The following is a 24,839-nucleotide window of genomic DNA, read 5'->3' as shown; positions in this document are numbered from 1 at the left end:
TTGGCCCTGGCGGGTTCCTGGGCCACTGTTGAAGGGCTGTTGGTGCCGGCTTCCTGGGTAGCGCAGGTGCTGCCGGGAATGAGAGGGGCGCGGAGTCAGTGCAGGTTGAAGAACGCCTGGGCATTGCCGCCGAGAATCCGCGACTTGTCGGCTTCGGCCAGGGTCGGGTGGTGCGCCACGCCGCTGCCGATCTGCTGTTCGCCGAGGGGGAAGGGCGAGTCGGAGCCGAGCATCACCCGCTCGCTGCCCATGACCTCCACCAGCAATTGCAGGGCGCCGGGGTCGAATACCGCGGAGTCAACGAAGAAGCGCTTGACGTAGCTCGACGGTAACTGCGGACAGTCTTGGCGGACGATGTCGCGATGGCGCCAGGCGTTGTCCACCCGTCCCAGGAGAAAGGCGAAACCGCCACCGCCATGGGCAAAGCAGATACGCAGGGACTCAGGCAGGCGTTCGAAGGCTCCGGAGAGAATCAGCGAGAGGATGCCCAGCTGCGTCTCCGCGGGCATCGCCACCAGCCACGGCAGCATCCATTTGCGCATGCGCTCGCCGCCCATCATGTCCCAGGGATGGACCAGCACCGGAATGTCGTTGCGCCCGCAGTGATCGAGGAAAGACACCAGGTGCTCCTGATCCAGGTCGTGATTGCCCACGTGGTTGCCGATCTGCACGCCGACGTGACCGATGGCCCGTGCCCGGCTGGCTTCGGCGCAGGCCGCTTCCAGGTCCTGCAGCGGCACCTGGGCCAGGACCTTGAGCCGCGACTCATGGCCGACGGTCATCTGCATGGCCCGGTCGTTCATGCGCTGGGCCCAGGGCAGGGCCCGTTCGATCGGTGCGTCGTAGCCGAACATCACCGGCGTGGCGCACATGATCTGGATGTCCAGGCCTTGTTCATCCAGGTGCTCGATACGCCGGGCCGGGTCCCAGAGCACGTCATGCACCGGGCGAAAGGGCTTGTCGCCGACCATGATCTGGCCCTTGGCGCCATCCTTGTGCAGCCAGGGCGCGCGTAGTGGGTCCAGGTGCGCGGCCTCGTCCTGGGTGATGGCGGGGAAGAAGTGCGAATGCATGTCGATTTTCATGGGCAGGTCACTGTCTTGAGCGTTCGGTGCCAGGTTTGCCAGTCGCGGCCCGGATGGATTTCGCCGCAGCCGGTACAGCGACGTTGCTGGTCACTGCTGGCGTAGAAGGTTTCGTAGAGGGGCGGCAGGTCGTCGACGATGCTCCGCAACTGCAGCTCGTGGCGCTGGATCAATGTGCCGCAGTGAGCGCAGGACCATTGCAGCGCATCGAGCATTCCCGCTGGCCGTTGGCGCTCCACCACCAGGCACAGGCTGCCGGGCTCCGGGCGCTGGGGGGAGTGGATGACGTGGGGTGCCATCAGGTAGAGGTCGCCTTCGCGCAGATCGATGCGCTCGTAGCGGCCGCGATCCCAGATGTTCAGGTAGGCGTTGCCCTTGAACTGGTAGAAGAACTCTTCCATGGGGTCGTCGTGGAAATCGGTACGCTGGTTCGGGCCACCCACCACCGTGACCATGAAGTCGGCGTCTTGCCAGATCTGGCGATTGCCCACCGGTGGCTGTAGCAAGTGCGCGTGTTCATCGAGCCAGCGGTTGAAGTTAAGCGGGGCGCTGTAGTGATGTTTGTCCATTGTTATTGTTCTCGGCGATTGAGCGGGGCATAGGCCACCGCCTTGATTTCGATGCGCAGGTGCGGATGCGGCAATTGGTGCACGGCCACGGTGGTGCGGGTCGGGCCCTGCTCGTCGAAGTACTGCGCATAGACCTGGTTGTAGGGACCGAAGTCGTTCATGTCCACCAGGAATGCGCTGATTTCCACCAGGTCCTGCAGGCCGGCGTTCTCGCTGGCGAGAATGTCGCGGATGTTCTCGATCACGGCCCGGGTCTGGGCGCGAATGTCCAGTGCGGTGGTGCCCAGGGCATCCACCTCGACGCCTTCGAAGCTGTTGTCCGGACGTCGCGAACTGGTGCCGGAAACGAACAACAGGTCGCCGGCGCGCTTGATATGGGGAAAACGTCCCCGGGGCTGGGCCTTGCCGGGTACCAGGGTGGCGCGCTTGCTGGTCATGGGCGCTCTCCCCGGGAATGGCCGCTGCAACTGAAGGCGCATTCGCCATAACCGGCGATCTCCACCTGGATATGGGCTCCAGGGGACAAGGCCACGGCGGCAGTGGCGGCGCCCGCCATGATCAGGCTACCGGCGGGCAGGCTGATACCCGCCTGGGTCAGCAGGAGCGAGGCTTGCACCACGCTACGCAGCGGATGCCCGAGAATCGCCGCGGTGGAGCCGGCCTCCACCAGCGCGCCGTCCAGGCGCATCAGCACCCCGGCATTGGCCAGGGTCGAGAAATCCCGGGACCAGGGGCCCACCACCAGCCCGGCCGATGAGCAGTTGTCCGCGATCACGTCTTCCAGGCTGAACCTGAACGCTTCGTACCTGGAGTCGATGATCTCGATGGCCGGGGCCACGGCCTCCAGATAGTCCACGGCTTCGAGCTGGGTCAGGGGTCGGTCGATGACGCGACGGGTCAGGAAGCACAATTCCGGCTCGGCTCGCGGATGGATATAGCGATCGAGGCCCAAGGTGCCGCCATCCTCTTCCAGCATCGCGTCGGTGAGCCAGCCCCAGATCAGGCTGTCGACCCCCATCTGGGCCATCTTGGCCCGGCTGGTGAATCCGAGCTTGAGGCCGATCGAGCGTTCACCATCGGCGTAGCGGCGGGCCATGGAGGCGCGCTGGATGTCATAGGCCTGCGCCAGGTCGAATGGCGTGTGCTGGCTGAACTGGGGCAGCGGGCGGGCAGTGCGCGCGGCCTGGTCGAGGGCGTGGGCGATGGGTTCTAGATCAAGGCTCATGGGCGGGACTCCCGGGCAGCGAGCAGGTCGAGGGCAACGTCGACGATCATGTCTTCCTGGCCGCCGACCATGCGGCGGCGGCCGAGCTCCACCAGGATGTCGACGGTTTTGAGCTGGTATTTGCGGGCGGCCACTTCGGCATGGCGCAGGAAGCTGGAATAGACCCCGGCGTAGCCCAGGGCCAGGGTTTCGCGATCGACCCGCACCGGACGATCCTGCAGCGGCCGTACCAGGTCATCGGCGGCGTCCATCAGGCGATACAGGTCGGTGCCATGGTTCCAGCCCAGCTTGTCGGCGGCGGCAATGAACACCTCCAGCGGCGCATTGCCCGCCCCGGCCCCCATGCCGGCGAGGCTGGCGTCGATGCGCTGGCAGCCTTCCTCCACGGCCACCAGGGAGTTGGCCACGCCCAGGCCGAGGTTGTGGTGGGCGTGCATGCCGGTGGCGGTGTCCGGCTTGAGCGTGGCCTTGAGGGCGCGAAAGCGCAGGCGGATGTCCTGCATGTTCATGGCGCCGCCGGAGTCCACCACGTAGATGCAGGTGGCGCCGTAGCTTTCCATTTTCCGGGCTTGGAGCGCGAGGTTCTCCGGGCTGGTCATGTGGCTCATCATGAGGAAGCCCACAGTGTCCATGCCCAGTTCCCGGGCACATTCGATGTGCTGGCGCGAGACATCGGCCTCGGTGCAATGGGTGGCCACCCGCACCACCCGGGCACCGGCGCGATAGGCCGCCTTGAGGTCATGCACGGTGCCGATGCCGGGCAGCAGCAGGGTGGCGATGCGGGCGTGATGCAGGACGTCGGCGGCGGCTTCGATCCATTCCAGGTCGGTATGGGCGCCGAAACCGTAGTTGAAGCTGGAGCCCTGCAGGCCATCGCCGTGGGCCACCTCGATGCTGTCGACCCGAGCGGCATCCAGGGCCCGGGCGATGGCCTGGACCTGATCCAGGCTGTACTGGTGGCGGATGGCGTGCATGCCGTCACGCAGGGTCACATCCGAGATGTAGAGCTTGTTGCCGGGGGTTGAGGTCATGGCGAAGCTCCTTCAGCGATTGAGCATGGACTGGGCCATGCGCTCGGCGGTGGCCAGCGCGGCGCAGGTCATGATGTCGAGGTTGCCGGCGTAGGCGGGCAAGTAGTGGGCGGCACCCTCGACCTCCAGGAACACCGAGGTCTTGAGTCCGCTGAAGTGCCCAAGGCCAGGGATCAGCAGCGGCGCAGAGGGTGGGACCGGGTCGAATTGCACCTGCTGCTTGAGTCGGTAGCCGGGCACATAGGCCTGCACGGCTTCGGCCATGGCGGCGATGGAGGCGGCGACCTCCTGCTGATCGGCGGCGGCCGATAGCACCAGCACCGTGTCGCGCATGATCAGGGGTGGTTCGGCCGGGTTCATGACGATGATGGCCTTGCCCCTGGCGGCACCACCGATGGTTTCGATGGCGTGGCGGGTGGTTTCGGTGAACTCGTCGATATTGGCCCGGGTGCCGGGGCCGGCGGACTTGCTGGCAATCGAGGCGACGATCTCGGCGTAGTGCACGGGGGCGACCCGGGAGATTGCAGCCACCATGGGAATGGTGGCCTGGCCGCCGCAGGTCACCATGTTCAGGTTAAGGCTGTCCAGGTGCTGCTCCAGGTTGACCACCGGGATGCAATAGGGGCCGATCGCCGCCGGGGTCAGGTCGATCAGGCGGATGCTGGGTTTGGCCTGGCGCAGTACGGCCTCGTGGTGCTGGTGGGCGGCGGCCGAGGTGGCGTCGAAGACGATGTCGATGGCGCTGAACTCGGGCATGCGCAGCAGCCCTTCGACGCCTTCGTGGGTAGTGGCTACGCCCAGACGCCGGGCCCGCTCCAGGCCATCGGAGGCGGGGTCGATGCCGACCATGGCGGTCAGTTGCAGGTGCCGGGCCTGGCGCAGGATCTTCAGCATCAGGTCGGTGCCGATATTGCCCGAGCCGATGATCGCGGCCTTGAGGGTTGTGGTCATGATGGGCTCCGGTCTATTGGGCACTGGCGAAGGCGGCGCTGACGCTGCCCAGGCCCTGGATATGGGCGGTGAAGCGCTGCCCTGGCTTGGCCGCCACCATGGGGCCGAGGGCGCCGGTAAGCAGGATGTCGCCAGCACGCAGAGGCGTGCCCAGACGGACCAGCGTGTCGGCCAGCCACAGGGCGGCATTCAAGGGGTTGTCCAGGCATGCGGCGCCGACGCCCACCGAGACGGGTTCGCCGCCTTGGGTCATGCTCATGCCGCAACGCACCAGGTCGAGGCGGTCCAGGGATACAGGGCAACTGCCGAGGACGAACAGCCCACTGGAGGCGTTGTCGGCGATGGTGTCGCTCAATTGGATATCCCACTGGGCAATGCGACTGCCGACGATCTCGATGGCCGGCAGGGCGAAGGCGGTGGCGCGGATCAGGTCGGCCAGGGTATGGCGCTCATGGGGCAGGTCGCGCTCCAGGACCAGGGCGACTTCGGCCTCGACCTTGGGTTGGCAGGTATCGCTCCAGGCGATGGGTTGGCCGTCGCCGCGCGCCATGTCGGCGAACAGCTGGCCAAAGTCCGGCTGGTCCACCCCCAGTTGTTTTTGCACGGCACGGGAGGTCAGGCCGATCTTGTGGCCCACCGGACGACGCCCGGCATCGACGGCCGCGCTGTTGTTGTAGCGCTGTACCTGGTAGGCCAGGTCGATCAGGGCGGACTGCGGCTGTTGCGCGGCGGCCCGGGCGATCAGCTCGCGTACCGGGGCGCAGGGTTGGCCGTCGAGTTGGGCCTGGCGCAAGCGGTGTGCCGCTTCGATCAGGTCTGCATGCATGTTGAGGCCCTCAGGGGTTGACGCAGATGGTGGTGATCTCGGAGTAGAAATCCAGGGAGTGGCGGCCGCCTTCGCGACCCAGGCCCGAGAGCCGGGTGCCGCCGAAGGGGGTACGCAGGTCGCGCAGGAACCAGGTGTTGACCCAGACCATGCCGACGCGGAAACGCCGTGACAGCTGGTGGGCGCGCTTCAGGTCGCGGGTCCAGAGGGCCGTGGCCAGGCCGTAGGCCGAATCGTTGACCCGGCGCAGCACTTCTTCCTCGCTGTCGAACGGGGCGATGTGACAGACCGGGCCGAATATCTCTTCACGCAGGCAACGAGCGTGATCCGGCAGGTCGGTCCAGAGGGTGGGCTGGACGTAGGCGCCCTGGTCCCGGGCATCGCCAAAATGTGGGACAGCGCCGCCGCTGACCAGGGTCGCGCCTTCCTCCAGGGCCAGCTGGAAGTAGCCCAGGACCTTGTCCCGGTGCTTGTGGGAAATCAGCGAGCCCATGTTCACCCCGTCTTCGTCGGGGTAGCCGATCTTCAATTGCTCGGCCCCAGCCTTGAGGGCGGCGACGAAGCGCTCATAGATCGGCCGTTCGACGTAGACCCGCTCCGAGCACAGGCACACCTGGCCGGAGTTGGTGAAGCTGGAGCGCAACACTCCGGCGACCGCGGCGTCGAAATCGCAGTCGGCGAACACCACTGCGGCGTTCTTGCCTCCCAGTTCGAAGGACACCTCGCGCACGCCCTCGGCGGCGGCTTTCATGATGGTGGCACCGGTGCGCGATTCGCCGGTGAAGGTGATCGCGTCGACGTCTGGGTGGGTGGTGAGGAATTCTCCGGCCGAGTTCGGGCCGAAGCCGTGTACCAGGTTGAAGGCCCCGGCCGGTACTCCGGCCTCCTGCATCACCTCGGCCAGCAAGGTGGCCGTGGATGGGGTTTCTTCCGAAGGCTTGATCACCACCGAGTTGCCGCAGGCCAGGGCCGGGGCGACTTTCCAGGTCAGCAGCAACAGCGGCAGGTTCCAGGGGGAAATGATCGCTACCACGCCATGGGGCTTGCGCACGCTGTAGCTGAAGACGTCGTTGCCATCGGCGCTGCGCATTTCGAAGAGCTCGCTACCGGACTGGCGCAGCAGTTCGGCGAAGGTGCGAAAGTTCTGTACTGCCCGGGCCACGTCCAGGGTCCGGGCCTGCTGCACCGGGCGCCCGGTGTCGGCGACTTCGGCCGCGACGAATGCCTCGAAGCGGCGCTGGATACCGTTGGCGATGTCCAGCAACAGATCGGCGCGCTGGCTGGCGCTGTAGTGGGCCCAGGGGCCCGATTGCGCGGCCTTGGCCGCGGCTACCGCGCGTTCGACCAGGGGCCGGTCGGCCTCGCAGACCTGCCCCAGCAAGCGACCGTCTACAGGGGAGATATTGGCAAAGGTCTTGGTGCTGGCGACAAACTCGCCGTCGATGAAATGACGCAGCAGGGGAGTGGACACTTGAGCCTCCGAAACGTGGGTTTCGGGGCGAGTGTAGGAAGACCCGGTATTAGTGAATAATCAATATTAAGTGGTTGGATATTAGTGTTTGGAATACTGGATCAGGCTGGGTGCTTTTCGGTGATGGATTGGTTTCGGGCCTGGTCCAGGCATTGGCGAAACAAGCGGGCGGCGGGTCCCAGCTTGCGCTGGGCGGAGCTGAAGCAGCCGATGTCGCCGAATTGCAGCGCGGTTCCCAGGTCGAAGGCCTTGAGCATGCCGGCCTGGATGAACTGTCGGGAGGCTTCGAATGGCATCAGTGCGACGGTGCGCTGGTCCTGCATCAGGGTGATGTTGGTCAGGATCGACAGCGACTCGGCGACGTTGTCCGGGGTCGGCAGTCCGTTATCGGCAAACAATCGATCGCAGGTGCGGCGTAGCAGTGAGTCGCGAGTCGGCAGCACCCAGGGGTAAGCGTGCAATTGCTGGAGGCTGACCGGCGCCTGGCGATGCATCGGGTGCCGGGCACCGGCGACGATGCTCAGGTCCTCGCGGTACAACACTTCGACTTCCAGGGCTTCGCTGCGCCATTGCCAGTCGTCTGGGACCCGGCCTACCACCAGGTCGACATCACCTACCGCGAGCGCCGGGAACAACTGGTCCATTTGCCCCACCCGCAGCGATACCAGCACGCCAGGGGCTTGTTGCTTGAGCAATTGAATGGCCCGGGGCAGCAACGAGGTGGAGGCCGAGATCAGGGTGCCCACCATCACGTGCCCCGAGGTGCCCTCCTGGAAGGCGTTGACCTCATCGGTCAGGGCCCGCAACTCCGCAAGAAGCGACTTGGCACGCTGCACCACCACCTGCCCCAGTTCGGTGGCGCTCACCCCCCGGTTGCTCCGGATCAGTAGCGGCGCTTCGAAGTAGGATTCCAGCTCATGGATGATCTTGGTCACCGCCGGTTGGGTCAGGTTCAGGGCCTGGGAGGCGCGGACCAGCGAGCCGCTTTGTAACACTTGTTCGAAGACCACCAATTGGTGGAACTTGAGCTTGCGGGCGATGGACTGGGTGCTGAACTTCATGGCGGGCTCCGTCAGCGCCTTACCCGGCCTGGAGGAGGTGGCCTGGGGTGGCGCTTTTGTGTGTGGTGGGGCAATCAGGCCCGGGCAGGGCGCTGCAAGCCTAACCAAAGCCCGGGATCTTTGCATACCGTGCAGGCACCGGCCGCAGTACGGCGCAGGTGCTAGAGTGCGCTGTCCAGGCATGGCCAATACCCGGGGGAAAGATGAATCTGTCCGAACACTTGTTGCTGCTCGAGCGTCGGTTGCAGGAAGCCGACGTACGGGGCGATCGCCAGGCACTGGATGCCTTGCTGGCTGATGAGTTCCTCGAGTTCGGCGCCAGCGGCGGGCGCTGGAACAAGGCCCAGGTGCTCGCCAGCCTGGTGCAGGAGTCGTTTATCGAGCGGCACATCGAGCAGTTTGCCGTTCAGTGGCTGGCAGCCGACCTGGCCCAGGCCACCTACCTGTGCCATAACGCCGCAGCGCCCGGACGAGTGGCCAGCAGTGCCTGGCGCAGTTCGCTGTGGCGCTGTCGCGAAGGGCGCTGGCAGATGCTGTTCCACCAGGGGACGCCGCGACCGGGGGCCTGAGGGCTCTGCTAGAATCCCCGTCCCAGACTTGACGAGGTGCCCCATGAGCGAGCCGATTCGCCTGACCCAGTACAGCCACGGAGCCGGTTGTGGTTGCAAGATTTCGCCCCAGGTGCTGGAGGTCATCCTGGCCGGTAGCGGGGCGCAGAACCTCGATCCCAAGCTGTGGGTGGGCAACGCCTCGCGCGATGACGCGGCGGTCTACGCCATCGACGGTGAACGCGGGGTGGTCTCCACCACCGACTTCTTCATGCCCATCGTCGATGATCCCTTCGATTTCGGCCGCATTGCCGCCACCAATGCCATCAGCGACATCTACGCCATGGGCGGCGATCCCTTGATGGCCATCGCCATTCTCGGCTGGCCGGTGAACGTGCTGGCCCCGGAAGTCGCCCGCGAAGTGATCCGGGGCGGACGCGCAGTGTGCGATGCCGCGGGCATTCCCCTGGCGGGCGGCCACTCGATCGATGCCCCCGAGCCGATTTTCGGCCTGGCGGTGACGGGCCTGGTGGAAAAACGCTTTATGAAGCGCAACGACACCGCTACCGCCGGTTGCCTGCTGTACCTGACCAAGCCGCTGGGGATCGGCGTGCTCACCACCGCCGAGAAGAAAGGCAAGCTGCGCGATGCCGACGTCGGCCTGGCCCGTGACTGGATGTGCACCCTGAACAAGCCCGGCAGCCGCTTCGGCAAGCTCGAAGGGGTCACGGCGATGACCGACGTCACCGGCTTCGGCCTGCTCGGGCACCTGGTGGAAATGGCCGACGGCAGTGGCTTGACCGCGCGTATCCATTACGACCGCGTACCGCGTCTGCCCGGCGTCGAGTACTACCTGGACCAGGGTTGCGTGCCGGGCGGCACCTTGCGCAACTACAGCAGCTATGCCGACAAGGTCGGGCGTATCCAGGAGCTGCACAAGCGGGTGCTGTGCGACCCGCAGACCAGCGGCGGCCTGCTGGTGGCGGTGACGCCTGAGGGCAATGCCGAATTCCTCGCCCTGGCGGCGGAGCTGGGCCTGGAGCTGGCGCCTATTGGCGAGCTGCTGGAGCGACAGAGTCACGCGGTCGAGGTGTGCTGATGTCCCTGGACTACACCGATTACCGCGAGATCTTCCTCAACGACCGGCCGATGATGGACACCCGTGCGCCGATCGAATTCACCAAGGGCGCCTTTCCCGGGGTGCTCAACCTGCCGCTGATGACCGACCAGGAGCGCCAGCGGGTCGGCACCTGCTACAAGCAGCAGGGCCAGCAGGCGGCGATCGTCCTCGGGCACCAGCTGGTGTCCGGGGCGATCAAGGCCGAGCGCATCCAGGCCTGGGCCGATTTCGCCCGGGCCCACCCCGATGGCTTGTTGTATTGCTTCCGCGGCGGCTTGCGTTCGCAGATCGTCCAGCAGTGGCTGCGGGACGAGGCCGGCATCGACTACCCACGGGTGGGCGGTGGCTACAAGGCCATGCGGACCTTTCTCCTGGAAACGGTGGAGCAGGCCATGCAGCAGTGCGACTTCGTGCTGCTGGGAGGCATGACCGGCACCGGCAAGACCCAGGTGCTGGGGCAGTTGGATAACGCCCTGGACCTCGAAGGCCATGCCAACCACCGGGGTTCGAGCTTCGGCCGGCGTGCCACCGGGCAGCCGAGCAACATCGACTTCGAGAATCGCCTGGCAGTGGATGTGCTGAAGAAGCGCCAGCGTGGGCTGCAGGGCTTCGTCGTGGAAGACGAGAACCGCATGATCGGCAGTTGTGCCTTGCCACTTGCGCTGCATCAGGGCATGCAGGTGGCGCCCATGGTCTGGCTGGAGGATCGCCTGGAACATCGGGTGCAGCGTATTCTCCAGGACTATGTGGTGGACCTGTGCGCGGAGTTCGTAGCCGTGCACGGCGAGCAGGGCTTCGCGTTGTTTGCCCAGCGCCTGCTGGAGAGCTTGAACAAGATCCGCAAGCGCCTGGGTGGCGAGCGCCATCAGCGGCTGCTGGCGTTGATGGAGGCCGCTCTGGTCGAGCAGGGACGCAGTGGCGATGTGGAGCGCCACCGAGGCTGGATCGAGGGCCTGCTGAGCGAGTACTACGACCCGATGTATGCCTTCCAGCGCGAGAGCAAGGGGGCGCGCATCGAGTTCGTTGGCGACCATGCCGCCGTCCTCGATTACCTGCGCCAGCGCCCGCCCACCCTGTAGCTGCTGTCGAGCCTGCGAGGCTGCGCACGAGGGCGCAGTCCTCGCCAAACCTGCCAGTGAGTATTTTCGGGATGAGCGCGGTGCCTGCTTTGCGGGTGCTGCGTACCCGGTCGCAGCCGCGCTGGCGCTTGGCTGCGTTCAGGGGAAGGGTTACAGCAGGGCGGCGCCCACCAGGCCGCAGACGATGCCGACCAGCATGGTCAGCACGGCCACGGTCACCAGCACCCGGGCGTCGAAGTCCTTTCGCAGCATCAGCAGCGAAGGCAGGCTGATGCTCGGCAGGGTCATCAGCAGGGCCACGGCAGGCCCGGTGCCCAGGCCCAGGGTCATCATGGTCTGGACGATGGGGATTTCCGCGGCGGTGGGAATCACGAACAGGGTTCCGGCGATTGCCAGGGGCACCAGCCACAGCAGGCTGTTGCCCATGGCCCCATCGATGTGGGGGAACAGCCAGACCCGTGCCGCGCCCAGCAGCAGGACGGCGAGGATATAGATCGGGATGGTGCTCCAGAACAGTTGCCACAGGGTCTTGCCCCAGCGCACGAGGAATGGTTGCTCGTTCGGCGTACCGGCCTCCACCACGGCTTCCACGGCCGCTTCGGGCAGTTGTTCGGGGCGCGCCACGCGTTGGGCGACCAGCGAGACGCCCAACACCAGGACGATGCCGGCCACCAGGCGCAGGGCCGTGAAACCCCAGCCCAGGACGAAGCCCATGAACACCAGGGTCGCGGGGTTGAGCACCGGGTTGGCGATCCAGAAGGCCAGGGCCGCGCCCACCGACACGTTCTGCCGACGCAGGCCGGCGGCCACCGGCGCGGCGCAGCAGGAGCACATCATGCCGGGCAGGGCGAACAGGCCGCCACGCAGGGTCGAGCCGAAGCCGGCACGGCCGAACAGGCGCAGCAGCCAGTCCCGGGGAATCAGCACCTGCAACAGCGATCCCAGGATCACCGCCAGCACGGCCGCTTTCCAGATCGCCAGGAAATACACCTGGGCGTAGGCCAGGGCCGCGCTCCAGGGGGAGGTCTGCTGGTCATTGAGGATCGAGGCGCCGATGCTGTGGCTGTCGGCGGCGGTAAAGGCCTTGAGGTAGTAGGGCGACCACTTCACGTAGTACAGGCCGATAGCGGCAACCAGCAGGAACAGCAGGGGTTTCCACCAGAGCGACCAGCCACGGGCAGGCTGGGTGGAGACGAGGTTGGACATGAAGGGGGTTTCCGCACGAAGACAATAAGTGCCGATTTTAGCCCATGGCCGATCCGGTTGCTGAATCGATCATGGCGCCATCTTTTCCGGGATGGAGTCGTTGACAACTAATAACTCAAAAGTTATGGTTTCGATTCATAACTTTTGAGCTATGTATTGATGAACACTTCGACTGACCTCCTGTTCAGTGCTTTGGGCGATCGCACACGGCGCAGCCTGTTCCAGAGCTTGGCGCAGCAGGGTGAGCAATCGGTGCATGCGATGACGGCCCAGGCCGGGATCTCCCAGCCGGCGGTATCCAAGCACCTGGCGGTGCTCAAGCGCGCCGGCCTGGTGCAGGACCGACGTGCCGGTCGCGAGACCTTCTACTGCATCCAGCCTGACGGGCTGGCGCCGCTGATCGACTGGATGAGCTTCTACAGCGAGTTCTGGAATAAACGACTCGATTCGCTGGAAGACCTGTTGGGGCGCATGGACACATGAACCCCATCCCGGATGACGATCGAACCCTGGTATTCCAGCGGCAAGTGTCGCATCCACCGGAAAAGGTCTGGCGTGCCCTGACCGAGTCCTGGTTGATGGACGAATGGCTGCTGAACAACGACTTCATGCCCGTGGTCGGCCATCGCTTCACGGTGCGTGCCAAGCCTCTGCCGGGCTGGTCCGGGATCACCCATTGCGAGGTGCTGACGGTGGAGGCGCCGCATCGGCTGGCCTACCGCTGGGGCAATGGCACCGAGTCGGTCAACGGCCTGCAAACCCTGGTGACCTGGAGCCTGACGGCCAATGCTGGTGGCACCCTGATTCATCTCGAACATTCCGGATTTGGCGCCAGCGACCAGCTCAGCGCCGGGCGGATCGGCGCCTTGTGGCCGGTATTTCTGCAACGCATGGACACTTTATTGGGAGCAATCGCATGACTTTGATCCAACCGCAGGTCGCCGTGGTCTATCACAGTGGCTATGGCCATACCGAGCGTCAGGCGCGAGCCGTTGCCGAGGGCGTGGCCCAGGTCCCGGGGGTACAGGCGGTGTTGCTCGACCTCGAGCAGGCCGCTGCACAGCTGGAACTGCTGAACCAGGCCGACGGCATCATCTTTGGCTCGCCCACCTACCTGGGTAACGTGTCGGCCGCCTTCAAGGCGTTCCAGGAAATGACCTCGAGCACGGTCATGTCCAATGGTTATACCTGGCGCGACAAGGTGGCTGCCGGCTTCACCAACTCAGGTGCCCAGGCCGGAGACAAACTGGCCACCCTGGTGCAACTGGCGCTGTTCGCCGCCCAGCACGGCATGCATTGGGTCAACATGAGCCTGCCGCCGGCCAACAACAGTTCCAGCGGTTCTGCCGCCGACCTCAACCGCCTGGGTTTCTGGCTGGGGGCCGGGGCCCAGTCGAATGTCGATGAAAGCGCGCAGACCGCGCCGCCGGAAGCCGATCTCGCCACTGCCCGGCATCTTGGCCAGCGGGTGGCCGAGGTCACCTTGCAACTGGTCCATGGTCGCGAACGGCTGGGGCGGGCGGCCTGAGGCGAAGCTGCGGTTGCGAAGGCGCCCCGTGCTTGCCTGCTGCCGGTCAAGCCTCCCTACCGGTTCAGCTCTCGCACTGCCTGCAATGCCCTGGGCTGATCAGCTCGGGCACTCATGCGCGCCGTTGTCCAGGCCCTGCTTGTAGCTCTGGCTGTGCAGGCTGGCCTTGCCATTGCGCCAGGTCAGGGTCAGTACGTACAACGAGTCGAAGTCGTTGGAGGCCCAGTCTTCGGTGATGGAGTGCTTTTCGCCCACGGCCTCTTCAGCGACCTTGTTGATCAACTCCGGCAGGTAGCCGTGGGACCAGGCGGTGTAGATGATCGAGTTGTGGTAGCGATCATGCAGCAGTTCGTCCGCCAGCTCGCTGGTGTCATTGGCGGCGAAGTCGATGTTCACCGGCAGGCCGAGCTTGATGGCGCTGGGGCTGATGGTCATCAAGGGGCGGATGTAGCTGTAGGAGTTGTCCAGCTCGCCTTCCTCGACGTTGCGCGTCGGGTCGGCGGCGAACACGTACTGCGCCTTGCCGAATTTTTCCGGCAGCAGCGAGGCCAGGTCGATGGCCCGGTTCAGGCCCTGGCAATTGAGTTGGCCAAGGCCGCCGGCGGGTTTTTCCGCGTGGCGCAAAAAGACCAGGGTCTGGGTGCCATCCGCTGGTTGCGCGCGGCTGGCGCTGGATTCCAGTGACAGGCACAAAGTACTGCCCAGCAGCAGGGCGGGGAGTGGCAGGTAGCGGCGGTGCAGGACGTAGCGGGCAAGGCGGTGGGGCAAGTTCATGGGTTTGTCATTCTTGGCAGGCATTCATGATGGCTGACAAACCGAGGTTCCCTGTCGTTGCTTCGGCCTGTCGAAGCCGTGGGTTCTGAGTCCCTGGATGGCATTTGGTTCGATCATCGGCAGATTGAGCGTTGCTGGTTGCCGATTTAAGAATCGCCGACGGATAATTCCTCGCGATTGCCCGCCTGTGGCGCTGTTCCCCTTTTGATTGAGACTGGAAGCCTGTCATGACCGATCTTTCCGCTTTTGCCGTCACCCAGAAATGGCCTGCGCAATTTCCCGACTGGATCCAGTTGTACTCCCTGCCCACCCCCAACGGAGTCAAGGTCTCGATCATGCTCGAGGAGATCGGCCTGCCTTATGAGGCGCACCGCGTCAGCTTCGACACCCAGGACCAGATGACACCCGAGTTCCTCAGTGTCAGCCCCAACAACAAGATCCCGGCGATCCTCGATCCCCATGGCCCGGGCGAGCAGCCGCTGGCGTTGTTCGAGTCCGGGGCGATCCTGATCTACCTGGCCGACAAGAGCGGGCAACTGCTGGCCCAGGAATCGGCGGCCCGCTATGAAACTATCCAGTGGCTGATGTTCCAGATGGGCGGCATCGGGCCGATGTTCGGCCAGGTGGGTTTCTTCAATAAATTCGCCGGCAAGGAATACGAGGACAAGCGTCCCCTGGAGCGCTATGTCAACGAAGCCAAGCGCCTGCTGGGGGTGCTCGACAAGCACCTGCAAGGGCGTGACTGGATCATGGGCGAGCGCTACACCATCGCCGATATCGCCACCTTCCCCTGGATTCGCAACCTGATCGGCTTCTATGAGGCGGGCGAGCTGGTGGGGATCGACAATTTCCCCAACGTGCAGCGGGTGTTGGCGCGTTTCCTGGCGCGTCCTGCGGTGATCCGCGGCCTGGAGATTCCCAAGCCGGCCTGAGGGAGGCCAGGCGCCTGGCCGGCGGCGACTCCGGGCTTGGCATAGTGCTGCCAGGCATTGGCGAGCCCTGCCACCAGGCAATCCCTGCACGGGCCTGCGTACTCAGGTTCGCGCGGGGCGCAGCAGCTCGATATGCTCCGGTGGCACCAGGGTGCGCAGGGTCTTGTAGAGCGCCCGGGTTTCCAGCAGGTTCCAGATTCGCAGCAGGGTTTCCAGGGCGTCGAGTGGCTTGCTGATGAAGTCCCTCGCGCCCAGGGCCAGGGCCCGCAGGCGGGTTTCGCGCGTGGCGTCGGCGGTCAGCACCAGGATCGGCAGGTAGTCGTTGGCCGGAATCCGTCGGTTGAGTTGCTCCAGTACCGCAAAACCATCGAACTCGGGCATGTGCAGGTCGAGGATCACCAGGTCCGGCTCGAAGCTGTTGAACAGCTCCAGGGTGCGCAGCGGCTGGGTGCTGCCCAGGACGTTGTGCAGCCCTTCGCGGGCCAGCAGTTGTTCCATCAGGTCAAGGTTGGGGCGCTGGTCGTCGATGATCAGGATGCGCATATCGGCAGTCATGTGGGCTCCGGCAAACAGGTTTCCAGGTGCGCGAGGAACACCGGGACATGGATCGGCTTGGTCAGGATCGCCGTGGCCCCGGCCTCGCGCAGGGCGCGATGGGTGGCCTGGCTGGCATCGGCGGTGATCATCAGGATCGGGGTGGTGGCTGTGCTGCCCAGGGCCCGTAGCCGCTGCAGTACCTGCAGGCCACAGAGGTCCGGCAGGTTCACATCCAGCAGGATCATCTGCGGGTTGTGCTGGCGGGCCAGGTCGAGGCCGATCTGGCCCTGCATGCTCGACAGCAGGCGGATGTCCGGGCGGCGCTGCAACAGTGTCTCGATCAGCGCCAGGCTTTGCAGGTTGTCCTCGATGCACAAGACCTTGCCCTGGGGGCGCGACGCACCGCTCGAGGGCGGGGGGCTTGGCTGCGGCTTGGCCAGGGAGGGCGTGATCGCAGGTTCCGCCAGTTGCACGAAGGGCAGCTCCAGGGTGAAGCGGCTGCCCTCGCCGATGCGGCTGCATACCTGGAGGCTGCCATCCATCATTTCCAGCAGGCTCTTGCTCAGGGCCAGGCCCAGGCCGGTGCCTTCGACGCTGGGGTCGGCGCCCAGACGCTCGAACGGCTTGAACAGGTGCGCCAAGTGTTCGCTGGCGATGCCGGCGCCGGTATCGATCACACTGATGCGTTGGCGTCCCTGGCAGTGGTTGACCTCGATACTGACCCGGCCGCCCCGGCGGTTGTACTTGATGGCGTTGGACAACAGGTTGAGCAGGATCTGCACCAGCCGCTGGCGGTCGGCAATCACTGCACTGTCTGCCGCCAGTGGCGGTAGGGGCGCCAGTTGGATATGGGCGTCGGCGGCCATGGGCGAGACCAGGGTCAGGGCTTCGTGCAGTACCGGGGCCAGGGCCACGGGCTCGACATTCAGCGGTAGGCGGCCGGCCTCGATCCGGGCGATGTCCAGGACCTCGTTGATCAGCCCCAGCAGGTGTTGGCCGGCCCGCAGGATGTGGCCAACCTGGGGACGCTGGCCGGCCGTGGAGTCCATGTCCAGCAGTTGGGCGAAGCCGAGGATGGCGTTCAGCGGCGTGCGTAATTCATGGCTCATGCGCGAGAGAAACTCGCTCTTGGCGCGACTGGCGCTTTCCGCTTCCTCGCGGGCGGTGCTCAGGGCGATCTCCGCGGCGCGGCGGTCGGTGATGTCCCGGGTGATCTTGGAAAAGCCCCGCAGCGCGCCGCTGGCATCGTACTGCGCGGTGATCACCACGCTGGCCCAGAACCGGCTGCCATCCTTGCGACAGCGCCAGGCCTCTTCCATGTAGTGGCCATGGGCGGTGGCCTCGCGCAGGGCCATGTCCGGGTGCTGCGGGCATTCTTCGGCCAGGTAGAACAGGGAGAAGTGGCGACCGATGATCTCCTGCTCTCGGTAACCCTTGATCCGTTGCGCGCCGACGTTCCAGGTGGTGACCCGGCCGGCGGTATCCAGGGCGAAGATCCCGTAGTCCTTGACGCCATCGATGATCAATCGCAGGCGTTCCTCGTTGTCGCGCAGGGCGCGCTCGCGCTCGGCCAGCAGTTGCCCGGCCTGCACCAACCGTGTGCCTAGCTGGCCGATCTCGTCCTGTTCCGGCGCCTGCGGCAGCAGCGGTTGGCCCAGCGCCAGGCGCTGGGCATTGACCTGGACCTGCTGCACCCGGGTGACGATGCCGCGCGACAGCAACAGCACCGCGACGATGGCGCCGAACAGCCCGCAACCGGCGGCGAGCAGGGTGGCCAGCAGCAAGCGCATGCGGATCGCCGCAGCGGCCCCGGTGCGTTCGGCCAGCAGGGCGTCTTCGCGCACGCGCATGGCGCTGATCTGCTCACGCAGCACGTCCAGCACCCGTTTGTTGTCGATCAGGATCGCCGTCACCGAGTCGTCGTCGCGACGGCCATTGCGCAGGGCCGCCAGGCCATCGAGCTTGGTACGGATCAGGGGGGTGATGGTTTGCAGGTACTCGCGCATGCGTTCATCGCGCACATTCCGATCCAGGCGTTGCAGGGCCGCCTCGATCCGTGGGCGGGCCTGGAGGTAGGCTGGCAGGAAGTCTTCGCGACCGGTCAACAGGTAACCACGCACGCTGGCGGCGGCTTCGGCCAGCAGGGTATGCACGGCCTGGATATCGCCCTGCACTTGCAGCACCCGGCGCACGTCTTCTTCGGCGCGGGCGGTCTGGCGCTCGGTGCTGTAGATCAACACCAGCGATAGCAGCAGGATGACCAAGGGCAGGGAGATCGCCACCAGGGCCTTGCCCCGTAGTGGCAGGTCGGCCCAGCGCCTGGCGTTGAAGAGATTCATGACCAGGAACCTCCCGGTTGCGCCACCAGGCCCAGGGCGATACCACGCACGGCGGCCTGGGTACGATCCGCGGCGCCGAGCTTGCCGATGACCCGTTCGACGTGGGCCTTGGCGGTGCCGGTGGTGATGCCGAGCGTTTCGCCGATCTGGCGATTGCTCATGCCGCCCGCCACCAGGCCCAGTACCTGGCGCTCGCGGGCGGTCAGGGCCTGGGCCGCGGACACCTGGCCGCCGCGTTCGGTCAGGCGCCGCAGCAGGCGCGCGCTGACGCCACCGTTAAGGACTTCTTCGCCCCGGGCGACCCGCTGCAGTGCGTCGATCACCTCGGCCCGGCTGGCATCCTTGAGCAGGTAGCCCACGGCACCAGCGGCCATGGCGGCTTCCAGGTGGTCGGGGCTGTCGTCCATCGTGAAGATCACCACCTTGACCGCCGGTTGGCGCTGGCCCAACAGGCGTGCGGTGCCCAGGCCATTGAGCCTGGGCATGCGGATGTCGAGGATGGCGATGTCCGGACGCAGTTGCTCGCACAGGGCCAGGGCCTGCTCGCCATCGCTGGCCTGGCCGACCACTGTCAGCTCCGGATTGCCTGCGAGCAGGGCGACGAAACCGGTACGGGTCACTTCGTGATCATCGGCCAGGACCAGGCGTATGGGGGCGCTCATGCCGTGTGCTCCCGGGTCAGCAAGGGAACGCGCACCAGGATCCGTGTGCCACCTGCGGGTTGGCTGTCGCAGGTGAAATGGCCACCCAGCAGGTGGGCACGCTCCTGCATCGCCAGTTGACCCCAGTGCTCAAGGCCATGGACAGGGGGATCGGGCAGGCCGCGGCCATTGTCACTGATGCACAGCACCGCCTGGTCCTGCTCCAGGGCCAGGCTCAGCTCGGTGTGGCTGGCCCCGGCGTGCTTGAGAATGTTGTTGATGGCTTCCTGGGCGATACGGAACAGGGCTGTTTCCAGAGCGCCTGGCAAGCGTTGCGGGCAGCGTTGTTGCCAGTGCACGGCAAGCCCGGCGTCGCGCAGGCGATCGGCCTCGCGATCGATGGCTCGCAGCAGGCCGAAGTCGTCGAGCACGTGGGGACGCAAGCCGCCGATCAACTGCCGGCCTTCGCCTACGCAGCCCTGGGCCAGTTGCAGGATGGCTTGCAATTGGTCGTGCAATGGCGTTGGCAGCGGCGGACAGCATCCGGCGAACCCTTGCAGGCGCTGATGCAGACCGGCCAGGGTTTGCGCCAGGCCGTCGTGCAAGTCGTAGGCCACGCGCCGGCGCTCGTCCTCCTGGGCGCTGAACAGGCGCTGCACCAGCTCCGACATGCTGCGCTCACGAGCTTGCAGGGCCTGTAGCAGCCGCTGGTTTTCCAGGTGCGTGGCCAGCAGCGTGGCCAACAGCTGCAGGGATTCCAGGTCTTCGTTGTGCACCGGGCTGATGGGCACGCTGTTGGCCAGGAGCAGGATGCCGAAGACCCGCCCGTCGGCACCCTGCAGGGGCACCCGGACCAGGCTTGGGTCCTGGCTGGCCGGCCATGGCTGTTCCTGCAGGGGCGAGCCTGCCTGGGCATGCAAGGTTTGCAGGTGCTCGTTGCTGCCGTGCCCGGCACTCAACTGCACCACGCCATCGGTGCCCCATTCCAGCAACAGGCCATGGTCCATGGCGGCGAAGGCGCAGGCTCGCTGCAGCACTCGCTGGCGTACCTGCGCAGGCGGCAGTTGCAGCAGCTCCTGGCCGGTATCCACCAACAGGCGCAGGCGTGCGGCGCGGCTCTGCGCCTGTCGGTACTGGCTACGCAGGGCCAGGGCGCTGGCGGGGTCGAGGGACGGGCTGGACATGGGCGGGCTCCGGGGCAGCGGTACGATCGGGGGAGGCAGGGCATTAGACCTGCTGGCTGGCGCTGCGCCTATCTGCCGAATGGCATAGGCCGAGGTTTCCAGTTGGCCGATGGCGAGCCGGGCGGTCCTTGGCACAGTGCAGGGCATTGAAACCCACCGGAGTCACTCGATGAAACTGAAAACCACTGCCCTGGCCCTGTGCTTGTTCCTCGCTGCGCCGCTGGCCCTGGCCCTGGAGGCCACTCCCTACGTCTACCGCACCGTGGCCGAGCAACCGCGGGATGCCCGGGACCAGGAAATCGCCGGCCTGTTCGAGCGCTGGAACAGCGCCTTGCAAAGTGGCAAGGCGCAAGCCGTGGTCAGCCTGTATGCCCCTGACGCGGTATTGCAGCCCACCGTTTCCAACCTGGTGCGCAGCACCCCTGAGCAGATACAGGACTATTTCGAGCACTTCCTGGTGTCCAAGCCTGTAGGGCTGGTCAACTATCGGCAGATCCGCCACCTGGGGCCGGATGCGGCAATGGACAGCGGCGTCTACACCTTTACCCTGACCGCGGCCGATGGCCGGCAGCAACAGGTCCAGGCTCGCTACACCTTTCTCTATGAGCGCCTGGATGGGCAATGGAAGATCCTCAATCACCATTCCTCGGCGATGCCGCAAGTGCAGCCAGTACTGCAAGCCCGTCACTGATCCACTGTCGTTGCATCTGCGCCAGGCCCGTGCCTGGCGTTGGCTATTGCTCGCGATAGCGCCCCGGGGTCATGCCGAACCAACGCATGCAGGCCTTGTGAAAGCTGCTCTGGTCGCGAAACCCCAACAGTGCACCGATGTACTTCACGCTGCGCATGGAGTTGCGCAAGAAGCTGTGGGCGAGCATCAGCCGGGCTTCGTCCTGCAACGCCGAGAAGTGCACGTCTTCATGGCCCAGGCGCCGTTGCAGGCTGCGGGTGCTGACCCCGACCATCTCGGCGATGTGTGGCAGGTCGCTGGGGGCCCCCCTGGCCAGGCATTCGGACAAGGCCCGGCGGACCCGGGCGGTCATCGAACCACTGAGCAGTACGTTGAGCCGAGTGCGGGCGTACTCCATGTGCAGTACATCCAGGGCCGGGTCGGCGCTGGGCAGCGCGATCGCACAGTCCTGGCTGCTGAAGGTCAGGCTGTTGTGTGGCGCGCAGAACTGCAGGTTGTCTCCCAGCAAGTGCCGCAAGGCCCGGGTGTCCACCGGTTCCGGGTAGGTGAAGGCTGCAGCCAGGGGCTGGAGTTTTTGCTGGGGCAGTAGCCAGTGCAGCAGGCCCAGGGTCTGGGCGGCGCCGGCATCGACCACTGCCCGGGGGATCAGCGAGGGCTCGGCGGTGATGTCGAAGCCGATCAGCGTCAGGGCATGGGGCTTGCGCTCCAGGCACATGCAAAAGCCGTTGCTGATCAGTGCGTGGTAGTCCACCAGGCGCTGCAGCGCCGTCCCCAGGGTCGCACAGGACATCACCGCGTAGCCCAATGCCTTGAGGTTGGCCGGATGGGCCTTGTTGTAGGCCAGCAGGCCCAGGTCAGGGTTCCCTGTGCTGCGGGTGGCCTCTTTCATCACCTGATAGACCAGTTCCAGCCTGACGCCCTTGGGATTTTCATCAACGTCCTGGATGCTGCTGCCGAATTGCTTGAGCAGGGCGTCAACGTTGGCGCCGCCCTCTCTCATGACATCGGCGAGCACCCGAAAGCTGGCGCTGGTCATTCTGTGCATAGGTCTTCCTGGACTGGTGGCTAAACGATGCCGGTGCGGCCTTGGGCATGATTGCAATAAACAAAAGATCGCAGACGATTAAGCAGCGGGGCAGGTTCCCGAGGACAAGCGAAAGGTGTCCGGGAACACTTCCTCACGGACCGAGGGAGGGTCGATCATGGTCGGGCAGGGGCCCCCGGGGATCGCCGCGCTGGCTTTAGCGCAAGGCTTGCCGGGGAGTGCCGTTGTCTTGCCTAGGGATCAGACATGCAGAGCATCAAAGACTTTTATCGAGAGCTGGCCGATGGCCGCTTGATGCTGGCGTTCCAGCCGGTGGTATGGCTGGCGGACAGCAGTCGGGTGCTGTACCACGAGGGGCTGCTGCGGCGTATCGATGCCCAGGGTGGCGATACCTATCCCCTGGCCCACCTGGAGAAGCAGGCGCTGATACGCGAGCTGGACCGCAACGTGGTGCTCTGCGTGATCGCCTGCCTGCACCGGGATGACCGCCTGCGCCTGGGTTGCAACATCTCGGCCCGTAGCGCGGTCATCGATTCCTTTTGGCTCGAGATCATCGAGGCATTGCGCGAGGCACCTTCGGTGGCGGCCCGGTTGGTCATCGAGATCACCGAAAGTGCCGCTCCGCCGAGTATCGAGGCCGCCAGCGAGTTTGTCCGCTGCCTGCGTGGATTGGGTTGCCGGGTGGCCATCGACGATTTCGGTGCAGGCGTGGGCACCCTGGAGTTCATCCGCCAGACCCGGCCCGACATCGTCAAGATCGATAAGGGCTATATCCAGCGCGCCCGTGGCGAGGCCAACAGCGCCCAGACCCTTGGTCACCTGGTGCAGTTGTGCAAGACCCTGGCGCCCTGCGTGATCGTCGAGGGCCTGGAAAGCATCGCCGACCAGGAGTTGGCCAGCGATTGTGGTGGCGAGTGGGGGCAGGGCTATCTGTTCGGCCGCCCCCATGTGGATCGCCTGGGGCAGCGTTGCCAGGTATCGCGGATGGCCCAGGAGTCGTGCACGTCGGATCAGGCGTAGCGCCGCCACAGGTCATAGGGCAAGAACAGCAGGTCCACGAAGCCATCGAAGGGCAACGAGACCATGACTGCGCTGACCTGGCAGATCACTATCTTCGAGCACTTGGAGTACAAGCGCCTATGAAATTCGTTGGTCGGTTCGATGAGTCCGAGTAGGCGCAGGGTCTCCTGGGTGCCCTTGAAGATCGAGAAGTCACTGACATAGTTGCGGTTCACCCGTGCCAGGGTGGTGCCGCAGCCGGACAGGCACAGTGACAAGCACAGGATCCCGGCTGTTTTAGCGATGATGCCGGTGCTCATGGATGGGGCTCGGTCAGTGATGGGCTGCCCTGGTAGTTGGTGGTTGCTGCAGGTGCGTCTTCAGGCATGGGTGGCTGTTTCTTGGCATTCAGGTTGCGCTTGGGGCGTTCCGGCTGCATGGCGTCATAGGGCAGCAATACGGTGTCGAGCAAGGCGTCGGCCGGCAGGGTCACGATGATTGCGATGGGGCACACCACCATGGCCCAGCAGCCGCCGGTGATCATCCGGCCGTAGCCTTCCAGGTCGTAGCCGGTGAGGACCTGGGCGCTGGTCTGGGTGCTGCGGTAGTAGCGGTCATCGCGCCAATCCAGCGCGCCGCCACGGGCCATGTAGGTACCGCAGCCGGCCAGCAGCAGGGTGTGGAGCAGCAACAGGGTGTTGAGGATTCGGATGATCGGGATTCCATTCAGTGCCCGGGCGCGATGCCGGGAGAGGGTCAGTCGTTGATGGCGTCGTAGGGCAGCAGCGCGGTGTCGGCGACTACATCCACTGGCAGGCTGACGATGGCTACTACCGGGCAGACGATGCTCATCCAGCAGAACACCGTGGTGTAGCCGGAATAGCCCGTGGCGCCGCGCATGGTCAGCAGCTCGACATTGGCCTGGGTGCCTTTGTAGTAGTCGTAGTGGCTGTGTGAGTTGGGCGTGCGGGCAATCAGGGTTCCGCAGCCCACCAGGCTGAGCAGGCAGAGTGCGATTACGACACGGAGGGTTCTGATGGTGCCATTCCTTAGCAGGGGGATTTTGCGCGCGCATGTTCGCAGAAGGCCGCTGTGCAGGCTAGATTGGGCGCGGATAAATAATCACGTGCCACCTGGAGTCGTGCATGAGGGATGTTCGTACCATCGATCAGTTGTTCGAGCCGCAGCCTGTGTCCTGGGGGTTGCGAGGCGATCCTTACCTGTGGCTGGCGATGGCCGCGCAGTTGGCCGCAACGCCCTGGCCGGGCAGCCAGCAGCAACTGGATGCCGTGCTTGCCGAGGCATTCGAACAACTGACCAGCAGGCCTCTTGATACCCAGGGGCATTTTTTCGTCGAGTCCTTTGCCCACGGCGGCATGTCCAGCGGTGGGATTTCCCCGTCGTTCTGGCGTGAGCGCGGGTTGCCGTTGCTGCGCCAGCGCTGGTCCGAGGCCTGATCAGAGCGTCGAGGGGATCAGGGCCAGCAGGTCGGTGCCTCCCACGTCCACCCCGGCCTGGAACAGCAGGGTCGTGGCCTGGCCGCGATGGTGGGTCTGGTGGTTGAAGAAATGCACCAGCAGGGCGTAGAAGCTGCGCTCGGCAGCGATACCCTGGGTGTTGCTGTAGTGCAGGACGGTGTCCAGGTCGCTGTCGGTCAGGGCGTGGGTAAAGTCCAGGATCAGCTGGTCCAGCCACTGGCGCTGTTGCCACAGCGAGCGGATCTCGGGGTATAGCAGGCTCCTGAGGTCTTGCGGGGTCGCCACCTGCTGCAACGGCGCCAGGGCCGGATGATGGGCGGGGTGCTGGGTAAAGCGCTTGAGCCAGATGGTATCGCCGGCCAGCAGGTGGTTGAGGGTTCCGAGGATCGAACCGAAGAAGGCCTGCCGGTCCAGGGCGATCTGCTCGTCGGGCAACTGCATGGTGGCCTGGTACAGCTTGGCATTCATCCACTGGTTATAGCGGGCCAGCAGGCCCAGGTGCTCGATACGGTTCATGGC

Annotated in this window: 30 protein-coding genes; 10 read left to right on the top strand and 20 right to left on the bottom strand. The window is 65.4% G+C overall.

What is annotated here, in order from left to right:
* Window positions 1-95: 95 nt before the first annotated feature.
* The 9 genes from C4K39_RS28400 to C4K39_RS28360 form a co-directional block, all read right to left on the bottom strand.
* On the bottom strand, window positions 96-1,085 hold the full coding sequence (locus tag C4K39_RS28400; RefSeq protein WP_068578594.1) for an amidohydrolase family protein: 990 nt from the start codon (window positions 1,083-1,085) through the stop codon (window positions 96-98).
* The gene (locus tag C4K39_RS28395) at window positions 1,082-1,654 is read right to left on the bottom strand and encodes a 3-hydroxyanthranilate 3,4-dioxygenase (protein WP_068578592.1); all 573 of its coding nucleotides are present in this window, start codon (window positions 1,652-1,654) and stop codon (window positions 1,082-1,084) included. The genes C4K39_RS28400 and C4K39_RS28395 overlap by 4 nt, the downstream gene beginning before the upstream one ends.
* 2 nt (window positions 1,655-1,656) lie before the next feature.
* Window positions 1,657-2,091, bottom strand: coding sequence for a RidA family protein (locus tag C4K39_RS28390; protein ID WP_068578590.1), 435 nt, complete (start codon window positions 2,089-2,091; stop codon window positions 1,657-1,659).
* Window positions 2,088-2,879, bottom strand: coding sequence for a 2-keto-4-pentenoate hydratase (locus C4K39_RS28385; RefSeq protein ID WP_124348031.1), 792 nt, complete (start codon window positions 2,877-2,879; stop codon window positions 2,088-2,090). The genes C4K39_RS28390 and C4K39_RS28385 overlap by 4 nt, the downstream gene beginning before the upstream one ends.
* Entirely contained in the window at window positions 2,876-3,910 is a 1,035-nt protein-coding gene (gene dmpG, locus C4K39_RS28380) for a 4-hydroxy-2-oxovalerate aldolase (protein ID WP_068578208.1), read from the bottom strand. Before dmpG ends, C4K39_RS28385 begins: the two co-directional genes overlap by 4 nt.
* Before the next feature lie 12 nt (window positions 3,911-3,922).
* Entirely contained in the window at window positions 3,923-4,861 is a 939-nt protein-coding gene (locus C4K39_RS28375) for an acetaldehyde dehydrogenase (acetylating) (RefSeq protein ID WP_068578206.1), read from the bottom strand.
* A gap of 13 nt (window positions 4,862-4,874) precedes the next feature.
* Entirely contained in the window at window positions 4,875-5,687 is an 813-nt protein-coding gene (locus tag C4K39_RS28370) for a 2-keto-4-pentenoate hydratase (protein ID WP_124348030.1), read from the bottom strand.
* Window positions 5,688-5,697: 10 nt separating this feature from the next.
* On the bottom strand, window positions 5,698-7,158 hold the full coding sequence (locus C4K39_RS28365) for a 2-hydroxymuconic semialdehyde dehydrogenase (RefSeq protein ID WP_068578202.1): 1,461 nt from the start codon (window positions 7,156-7,158) through the stop codon (window positions 5,698-5,700).
* Between the two features lie 101 nt (window positions 7,159-7,259).
* Window positions 7,260-8,219 carry a LysR substrate-binding domain-containing protein gene (locus tag C4K39_RS28360; RefSeq protein ID WP_124348029.1) on the bottom strand — a complete coding sequence of 320 codons (960 nt, stop codon included), beginning with the start codon at window positions 8,217-8,219 and terminating at the stop codon, window positions 7,260-7,262.
* Between the two features lie 203 nt (window positions 8,220-8,422).
* Here C4K39_RS28360 and C4K39_RS28355 point away from each other — a divergent pair, with 203 nt between their 5' ends.
* The 3 genes from C4K39_RS28355 to mnmH are packed head-to-tail and all read left to right on the top strand — an operon-like array spanning window position 8,423 to window position 10,966.
* Window positions 8,423-8,788 carry a nuclear transport factor 2 family protein gene (locus C4K39_RS28355; RefSeq protein ID WP_124348028.1) on the top strand — a complete coding sequence of 122 codons (366 nt, stop codon included), beginning with the start codon at window positions 8,423-8,425 and terminating at the stop codon, window positions 8,786-8,788.
* A 43-nt stretch (window positions 8,789-8,831) separates the two neighbouring features.
* Window positions 8,832-9,866, top strand: a complete 1,035-nt coding sequence (selD, locus tag C4K39_RS28350) for a selenide, water dikinase SelD (protein ID WP_068578195.1) — start codon at window positions 8,832-8,834, stop codon at window positions 9,864-9,866.
* Entirely contained in the window at window positions 9,866-10,966 is a 1,101-nt protein-coding gene (mnmH, locus tag C4K39_RS28345) for a tRNA 2-selenouridine(34) synthase MnmH (protein WP_124348027.1), read from the top strand. Before selD ends, mnmH begins: the two co-directional genes overlap by 1 nt.
* Window positions 10,967-11,116: 150 nt before the next feature.
* Here mnmH and C4K39_RS28340 read toward each other — a convergent pair whose 3' ends face one another.
* Window positions 11,117-12,172, bottom strand: a complete 1,056-nt coding sequence (locus C4K39_RS28340) for a permease (RefSeq protein WP_124348026.1) — start codon at window positions 12,170-12,172, stop codon at window positions 11,117-11,119.
* A 159-nt stretch (window positions 12,173-12,331) separates the two neighbouring features.
* Between C4K39_RS28340 and C4K39_RS28335 the strand changes: the two genes are divergently transcribed.
* The 3 genes from C4K39_RS28335 to C4K39_RS28325 are packed head-to-tail and all read left to right on the top strand — an operon-like array spanning window position 12,332 to window position 13,700.
* A complete protein-coding gene (locus C4K39_RS28335; protein WP_068578188.1) occupies window positions 12,332-12,655 on the top strand; it encodes an ArsR/SmtB family transcription factor in 324 nt (107 codons plus the stop codon).
* Window positions 12,652-13,092, top strand: coding sequence for an SRPBCC family protein (locus C4K39_RS28330; RefSeq protein ID WP_068578186.1), 441 nt, complete (start codon window positions 12,652-12,654; stop codon window positions 13,090-13,092). Before C4K39_RS28335 ends, C4K39_RS28330 begins: the two co-directional genes overlap by 4 nt.
* The gene (locus C4K39_RS28325; protein ID WP_068578184.1) at window positions 13,089-13,700 is read left to right on the top strand and encodes a flavodoxin family protein; all 612 of its coding nucleotides are present in this window, start codon (window positions 13,089-13,091) and stop codon (window positions 13,698-13,700) included. Before C4K39_RS28330 ends, C4K39_RS28325 begins: the two co-directional genes overlap by 4 nt.
* Window positions 13,701-13,799: 99 nt before the next feature.
* Here C4K39_RS28325 and C4K39_RS28320 read toward each other — a convergent pair whose 3' ends face one another.
* On the bottom strand, window positions 13,800-14,474 hold the full coding sequence (locus C4K39_RS28320; protein ID WP_124348025.1) for a histidine phosphatase family protein: 675 nt from the start codon (window positions 14,472-14,474) through the stop codon (window positions 13,800-13,802).
* A gap of 227 nt (window positions 14,475-14,701) precedes the next feature.
* Here C4K39_RS28320 and C4K39_RS28315 point away from each other — a divergent pair, with 227 nt between their 5' ends.
* Window positions 14,702-15,406, top strand: coding sequence for a glutathione binding-like protein (locus tag C4K39_RS28315; protein WP_068578180.1), 705 nt, complete (start codon window positions 14,702-14,704; stop codon window positions 15,404-15,406).
* A gap of 102 nt (window positions 15,407-15,508) precedes the next feature.
* On the opposite strand, the gene C4K39_RS28310 is transcribed toward C4K39_RS28315, so the two are convergent.
* The 4 genes from C4K39_RS28310 to C4K39_RS28295 are packed head-to-tail and all read right to left on the bottom strand — an operon-like array spanning window position 15,509 to window position 20,107.
* Window positions 15,509-15,961, bottom strand: coding sequence for a response regulator (locus C4K39_RS28310; protein ID WP_068578177.1), 453 nt, complete (start codon window positions 15,959-15,961; stop codon window positions 15,509-15,511).
* Window positions 15,958-18,282, bottom strand: a complete 2,325-nt coding sequence (locus C4K39_RS28305; RefSeq protein WP_124348024.1) for an ATP-binding protein — start codon at window positions 18,280-18,282, stop codon at window positions 15,958-15,960. The genes C4K39_RS28310 and C4K39_RS28305 overlap by 4 nt, the downstream gene beginning before the upstream one ends.
* Window positions 18,279-18,944, bottom strand: coding sequence for a response regulator (locus C4K39_RS28300; protein WP_068578174.1), 666 nt, complete (start codon window positions 18,942-18,944; stop codon window positions 18,279-18,281). The genes C4K39_RS28305 and C4K39_RS28300 overlap by 4 nt, the downstream gene beginning before the upstream one ends.
* The gene (locus tag C4K39_RS28295) at window positions 18,941-20,107 is read right to left on the bottom strand and encodes a sensor histidine kinase (RefSeq protein WP_068578171.1); all 1,167 of its coding nucleotides are present in this window, start codon (window positions 20,105-20,107) and stop codon (window positions 18,941-18,943) included. The genes C4K39_RS28300 and C4K39_RS28295 overlap by 4 nt, the downstream gene beginning before the upstream one ends.
* A gap of 169 nt (window positions 20,108-20,276) precedes the next feature.
* Between C4K39_RS28295 and C4K39_RS28290 the strand changes: the two genes are divergently transcribed.
* The gene (locus tag C4K39_RS28290; RefSeq protein WP_124348023.1) at window positions 20,277-20,798 is read left to right on the top strand and encodes an SgcJ/EcaC family oxidoreductase; all 522 of its coding nucleotides are present in this window, start codon (window positions 20,277-20,279) and stop codon (window positions 20,796-20,798) included.
* A gap of 43 nt (window positions 20,799-20,841) precedes the next feature.
* Here C4K39_RS28290 and C4K39_RS28285 read toward each other — a convergent pair whose 3' ends face one another.
* Entirely contained in the window at window positions 20,842-21,843 is a 1,002-nt protein-coding gene (locus C4K39_RS28285) for an AraC family transcriptional regulator (RefSeq protein WP_124348022.1), read from the bottom strand.
* Between the two features lie 246 nt (window positions 21,844-22,089).
* Between C4K39_RS28285 and C4K39_RS28280 the strand changes: the two genes are divergently transcribed.
* The gene (locus C4K39_RS28280; protein WP_124348021.1) at window positions 22,090-22,863 is read left to right on the top strand and encodes an EAL domain-containing protein; all 774 of its coding nucleotides are present in this window, start codon (window positions 22,090-22,092) and stop codon (window positions 22,861-22,863) included.
* On the opposite strand, the gene C4K39_RS28275 is transcribed toward C4K39_RS28280, so the two are convergent.
* The 3 genes from C4K39_RS28275 to C4K39_RS28265 all read right to left on the bottom strand — a co-directional run bounded on the left by C4K39_RS28275 (window position 22,854) and on the right by C4K39_RS28265 (window position 23,835).
* The gene (locus tag C4K39_RS28275) at window positions 22,854-23,162 is read right to left on the bottom strand and encodes a YceK/YidQ family lipoprotein (protein WP_068578164.1); all 309 of its coding nucleotides are present in this window, start codon (window positions 23,160-23,162) and stop codon (window positions 22,854-22,856) included. The genes C4K39_RS28280 and C4K39_RS28275 overlap by 10 nt on opposite strands.
* Window positions 23,159-23,533 (bottom strand): YceK/YidQ family lipoprotein, encoded by a 375-nt coding sequence (locus tag C4K39_RS28270; protein WP_225926509.1) that lies wholly within the window; start codon window positions 23,531-23,533, stop codon window positions 23,159-23,161. Before C4K39_RS28270 ends, C4K39_RS28275 begins: the two co-directional genes overlap by 4 nt.
* 65 nt (window positions 23,534-23,598) lie before the next feature.
* Complete coding sequence (locus tag C4K39_RS28265; protein ID WP_416220642.1) at window positions 23,599-23,835, bottom strand: YceK/YidQ family lipoprotein; 237 nt, start codon at window positions 23,833-23,835, stop codon at window positions 23,599-23,601.
* Between the two features lie 152 nt (window positions 23,836-23,987).
* On the opposite strand from C4K39_RS28265, the gene C4K39_RS28260 reads away from it, so the two are divergent.
* The gene (locus C4K39_RS28260; protein ID WP_124348020.1) at window positions 23,988-24,299 is read left to right on the top strand and encodes a hypothetical protein; all 312 of its coding nucleotides are present in this window, start codon (window positions 23,988-23,990) and stop codon (window positions 24,297-24,299) included.
* Here C4K39_RS28260 and C4K39_RS28255 read toward each other — a convergent pair whose 3' ends face one another.
* Complete coding sequence (locus tag C4K39_RS28255; RefSeq protein ID WP_124348019.1) at window positions 24,300-24,836, bottom strand: DinB family protein; 537 nt, start codon at window positions 24,834-24,836, stop codon at window positions 24,300-24,302. It abuts the gene before it with no gap.
* Window positions 24,837-24,839: the final 3 nt, after the last annotated feature.

It is taken from the genome of Pseudomonas sessilinigenes (genome assembly GCF_003850565.1).
Lineage (GTDB): Bacteria > Pseudomonadota > Gammaproteobacteria > Pseudomonadales > Pseudomonadaceae > Aquipseudomonas > Aquipseudomonas sessilinigenes.
The sequence above is the reverse complement of the archived record's forward strand: the minus strand, read 5'-3'. Positions and strand labels throughout refer to the sequence as shown.

Excerpts from the sequence above, each read along its gene's own strand:
- C4K39_RS28385 (WP_124348031.1), bottom strand. The coding sequence starts at position 2,879 with ATGAGCCTTGATCTAGAACCCATCGCCCACGCCCTCGACCAGGCCGCG.
- C4K39_RS28315 (WP_068578180.1), top strand. The coding sequence starts at position 14,702 with ATGACCGATCTTTCCGCTTTTGCCGTCACCCAGAAATGGCCTGCGCAA.
- C4K39_RS28375 (WP_068578206.1), bottom strand. The coding sequence starts at position 4,861 with ATGACCACAACCCTCAAGGCCGCGATCATCGGCTCGGGCAATATCGGC.
- selD (WP_068578195.1), top strand. The coding sequence starts at position 8,832 with ATGAGCGAGCCGATTCGCCTGACCCAGTACAGCCACGGAGCCGGTTGT.
- C4K39_RS28325 (WP_068578184.1), top strand. The coding sequence starts at position 13,089 with ATGACTTTGATCCAACCGCAGGTCGCCGTGGTCTATCACAGTGGCTAT.
- C4K39_RS28305 (WP_124348024.1), bottom strand. The coding sequence starts at position 18,282 with ATGAATCTCTTCAACGCCAGGCGCTGGGCCGACCTGCCACTACGGGGC.
- C4K39_RS28335 (WP_068578188.1), top strand. The coding sequence starts at position 12,332 with ATGAACACTTCGACTGACCTCCTGTTCAGTGCTTTGGGCGATCGCACA.
- mnmH (WP_124348027.1), top strand. The coding sequence starts at position 9,866 with ATGTCCCTGGACTACACCGATTACCGCGAGATCTTCCTCAACGACCGG.
- C4K39_RS28390 (WP_068578590.1), bottom strand. The coding sequence starts at position 2,091 with ATGACCAGCAAGCGCGCCACCCTGGTACCCGGCAAGGCCCAGCCCCGG.
- C4K39_RS28285 (WP_124348022.1), bottom strand. The coding sequence starts at position 21,843 with ATGCACAGAATGACCAGCGCCAGCTTTCGGGTGCTCGCCGATGTCATG.
- C4K39_RS28300 (WP_068578174.1), bottom strand. The coding sequence starts at position 18,944 with ATGAGCGCCCCCATACGCCTGGTCCTGGCCGATGATCACGAAGTGACC.
- C4K39_RS28400 (WP_068578594.1), bottom strand. The coding sequence starts at position 1,085 with ATGAAAATCGACATGCATTCGCACTTCTTCCCCGCCATCACCCAGGAC.
- C4K39_RS28290 (WP_124348023.1), top strand. The coding sequence starts at position 20,277 with ATGAAACTGAAAACCACTGCCCTGGCCCTGTGCTTGTTCCTCGCTGCG.
- C4K39_RS28370 (WP_124348030.1), bottom strand. The coding sequence starts at position 5,687 with ATGCATGCAGACCTGATCGAAGCGGCACACCGCTTGCGCCAGGCCCAA.
- C4K39_RS28275 (WP_068578164.1), bottom strand. The coding sequence starts at position 23,162 with ATGAGCACCGGCATCATCGCTAAAACAGCCGGGATCCTGTGCTTGTCA.
- C4K39_RS28340 (WP_124348026.1), bottom strand. The coding sequence starts at position 12,172 with ATGTCCAACCTCGTCTCCACCCAGCCTGCCCGTGGCTGGTCGCTCTGG.
- C4K39_RS28330 (WP_068578186.1), top strand. The coding sequence starts at position 12,652 with ATGAACCCCATCCCGGATGACGATCGAACCCTGGTATTCCAGCGGCAA.
- C4K39_RS28310 (WP_068578177.1), bottom strand. The coding sequence starts at position 15,961 with ATGACTGCCGATATGCGCATCCTGATCATCGACGACCAGCGCCCCAAC.
- C4K39_RS28355 (WP_124348028.1), top strand. The coding sequence starts at position 8,423 with ATGAATCTGTCCGAACACTTGTTGCTGCTCGAGCGTCGGTTGCAGGAA.
- C4K39_RS28260 (WP_124348020.1), top strand. The coding sequence starts at position 23,988 with ATGAGGGATGTTCGTACCATCGATCAGTTGTTCGAGCCGCAGCCTGTG.
- C4K39_RS28320 (WP_124348025.1), bottom strand. The coding sequence starts at position 14,474 with ATGAACTTGCCCCACCGCCTTGCCCGCTACGTCCTGCACCGCCGCTAC.
- dmpG (WP_068578208.1), bottom strand. The coding sequence starts at position 3,910 with ATGACCTCAACCCCCGGCAACAAGCTCTACATCTCGGATGTGACCCTG.
- C4K39_RS28280 (WP_124348021.1), top strand. The coding sequence starts at position 22,090 with ATGCAGAGCATCAAAGACTTTTATCGAGAGCTGGCCGATGGCCGCTTG.
- C4K39_RS28395 (WP_068578592.1), bottom strand. The coding sequence starts at position 1,654 with ATGGACAAACATCACTACAGCGCCCCGCTTAACTTCAACCGCTGGCTC.
- C4K39_RS28360 (WP_124348029.1), bottom strand. The coding sequence starts at position 8,219 with ATGAAGTTCAGCACCCAGTCCATCGCCCGCAAGCTCAAGTTCCACCAA.
- C4K39_RS28295 (WP_068578171.1), bottom strand. The coding sequence starts at position 20,107 with ATGTCCAGCCCGTCCCTCGACCCCGCCAGCGCCCTGGCCCTGCGTAGC.
- C4K39_RS28255 (WP_124348019.1), bottom strand. The coding sequence starts at position 24,836 with ATGAACCGTATCGAGCACCTGGGCCTGCTGGCCCGCTATAACCAGTGG.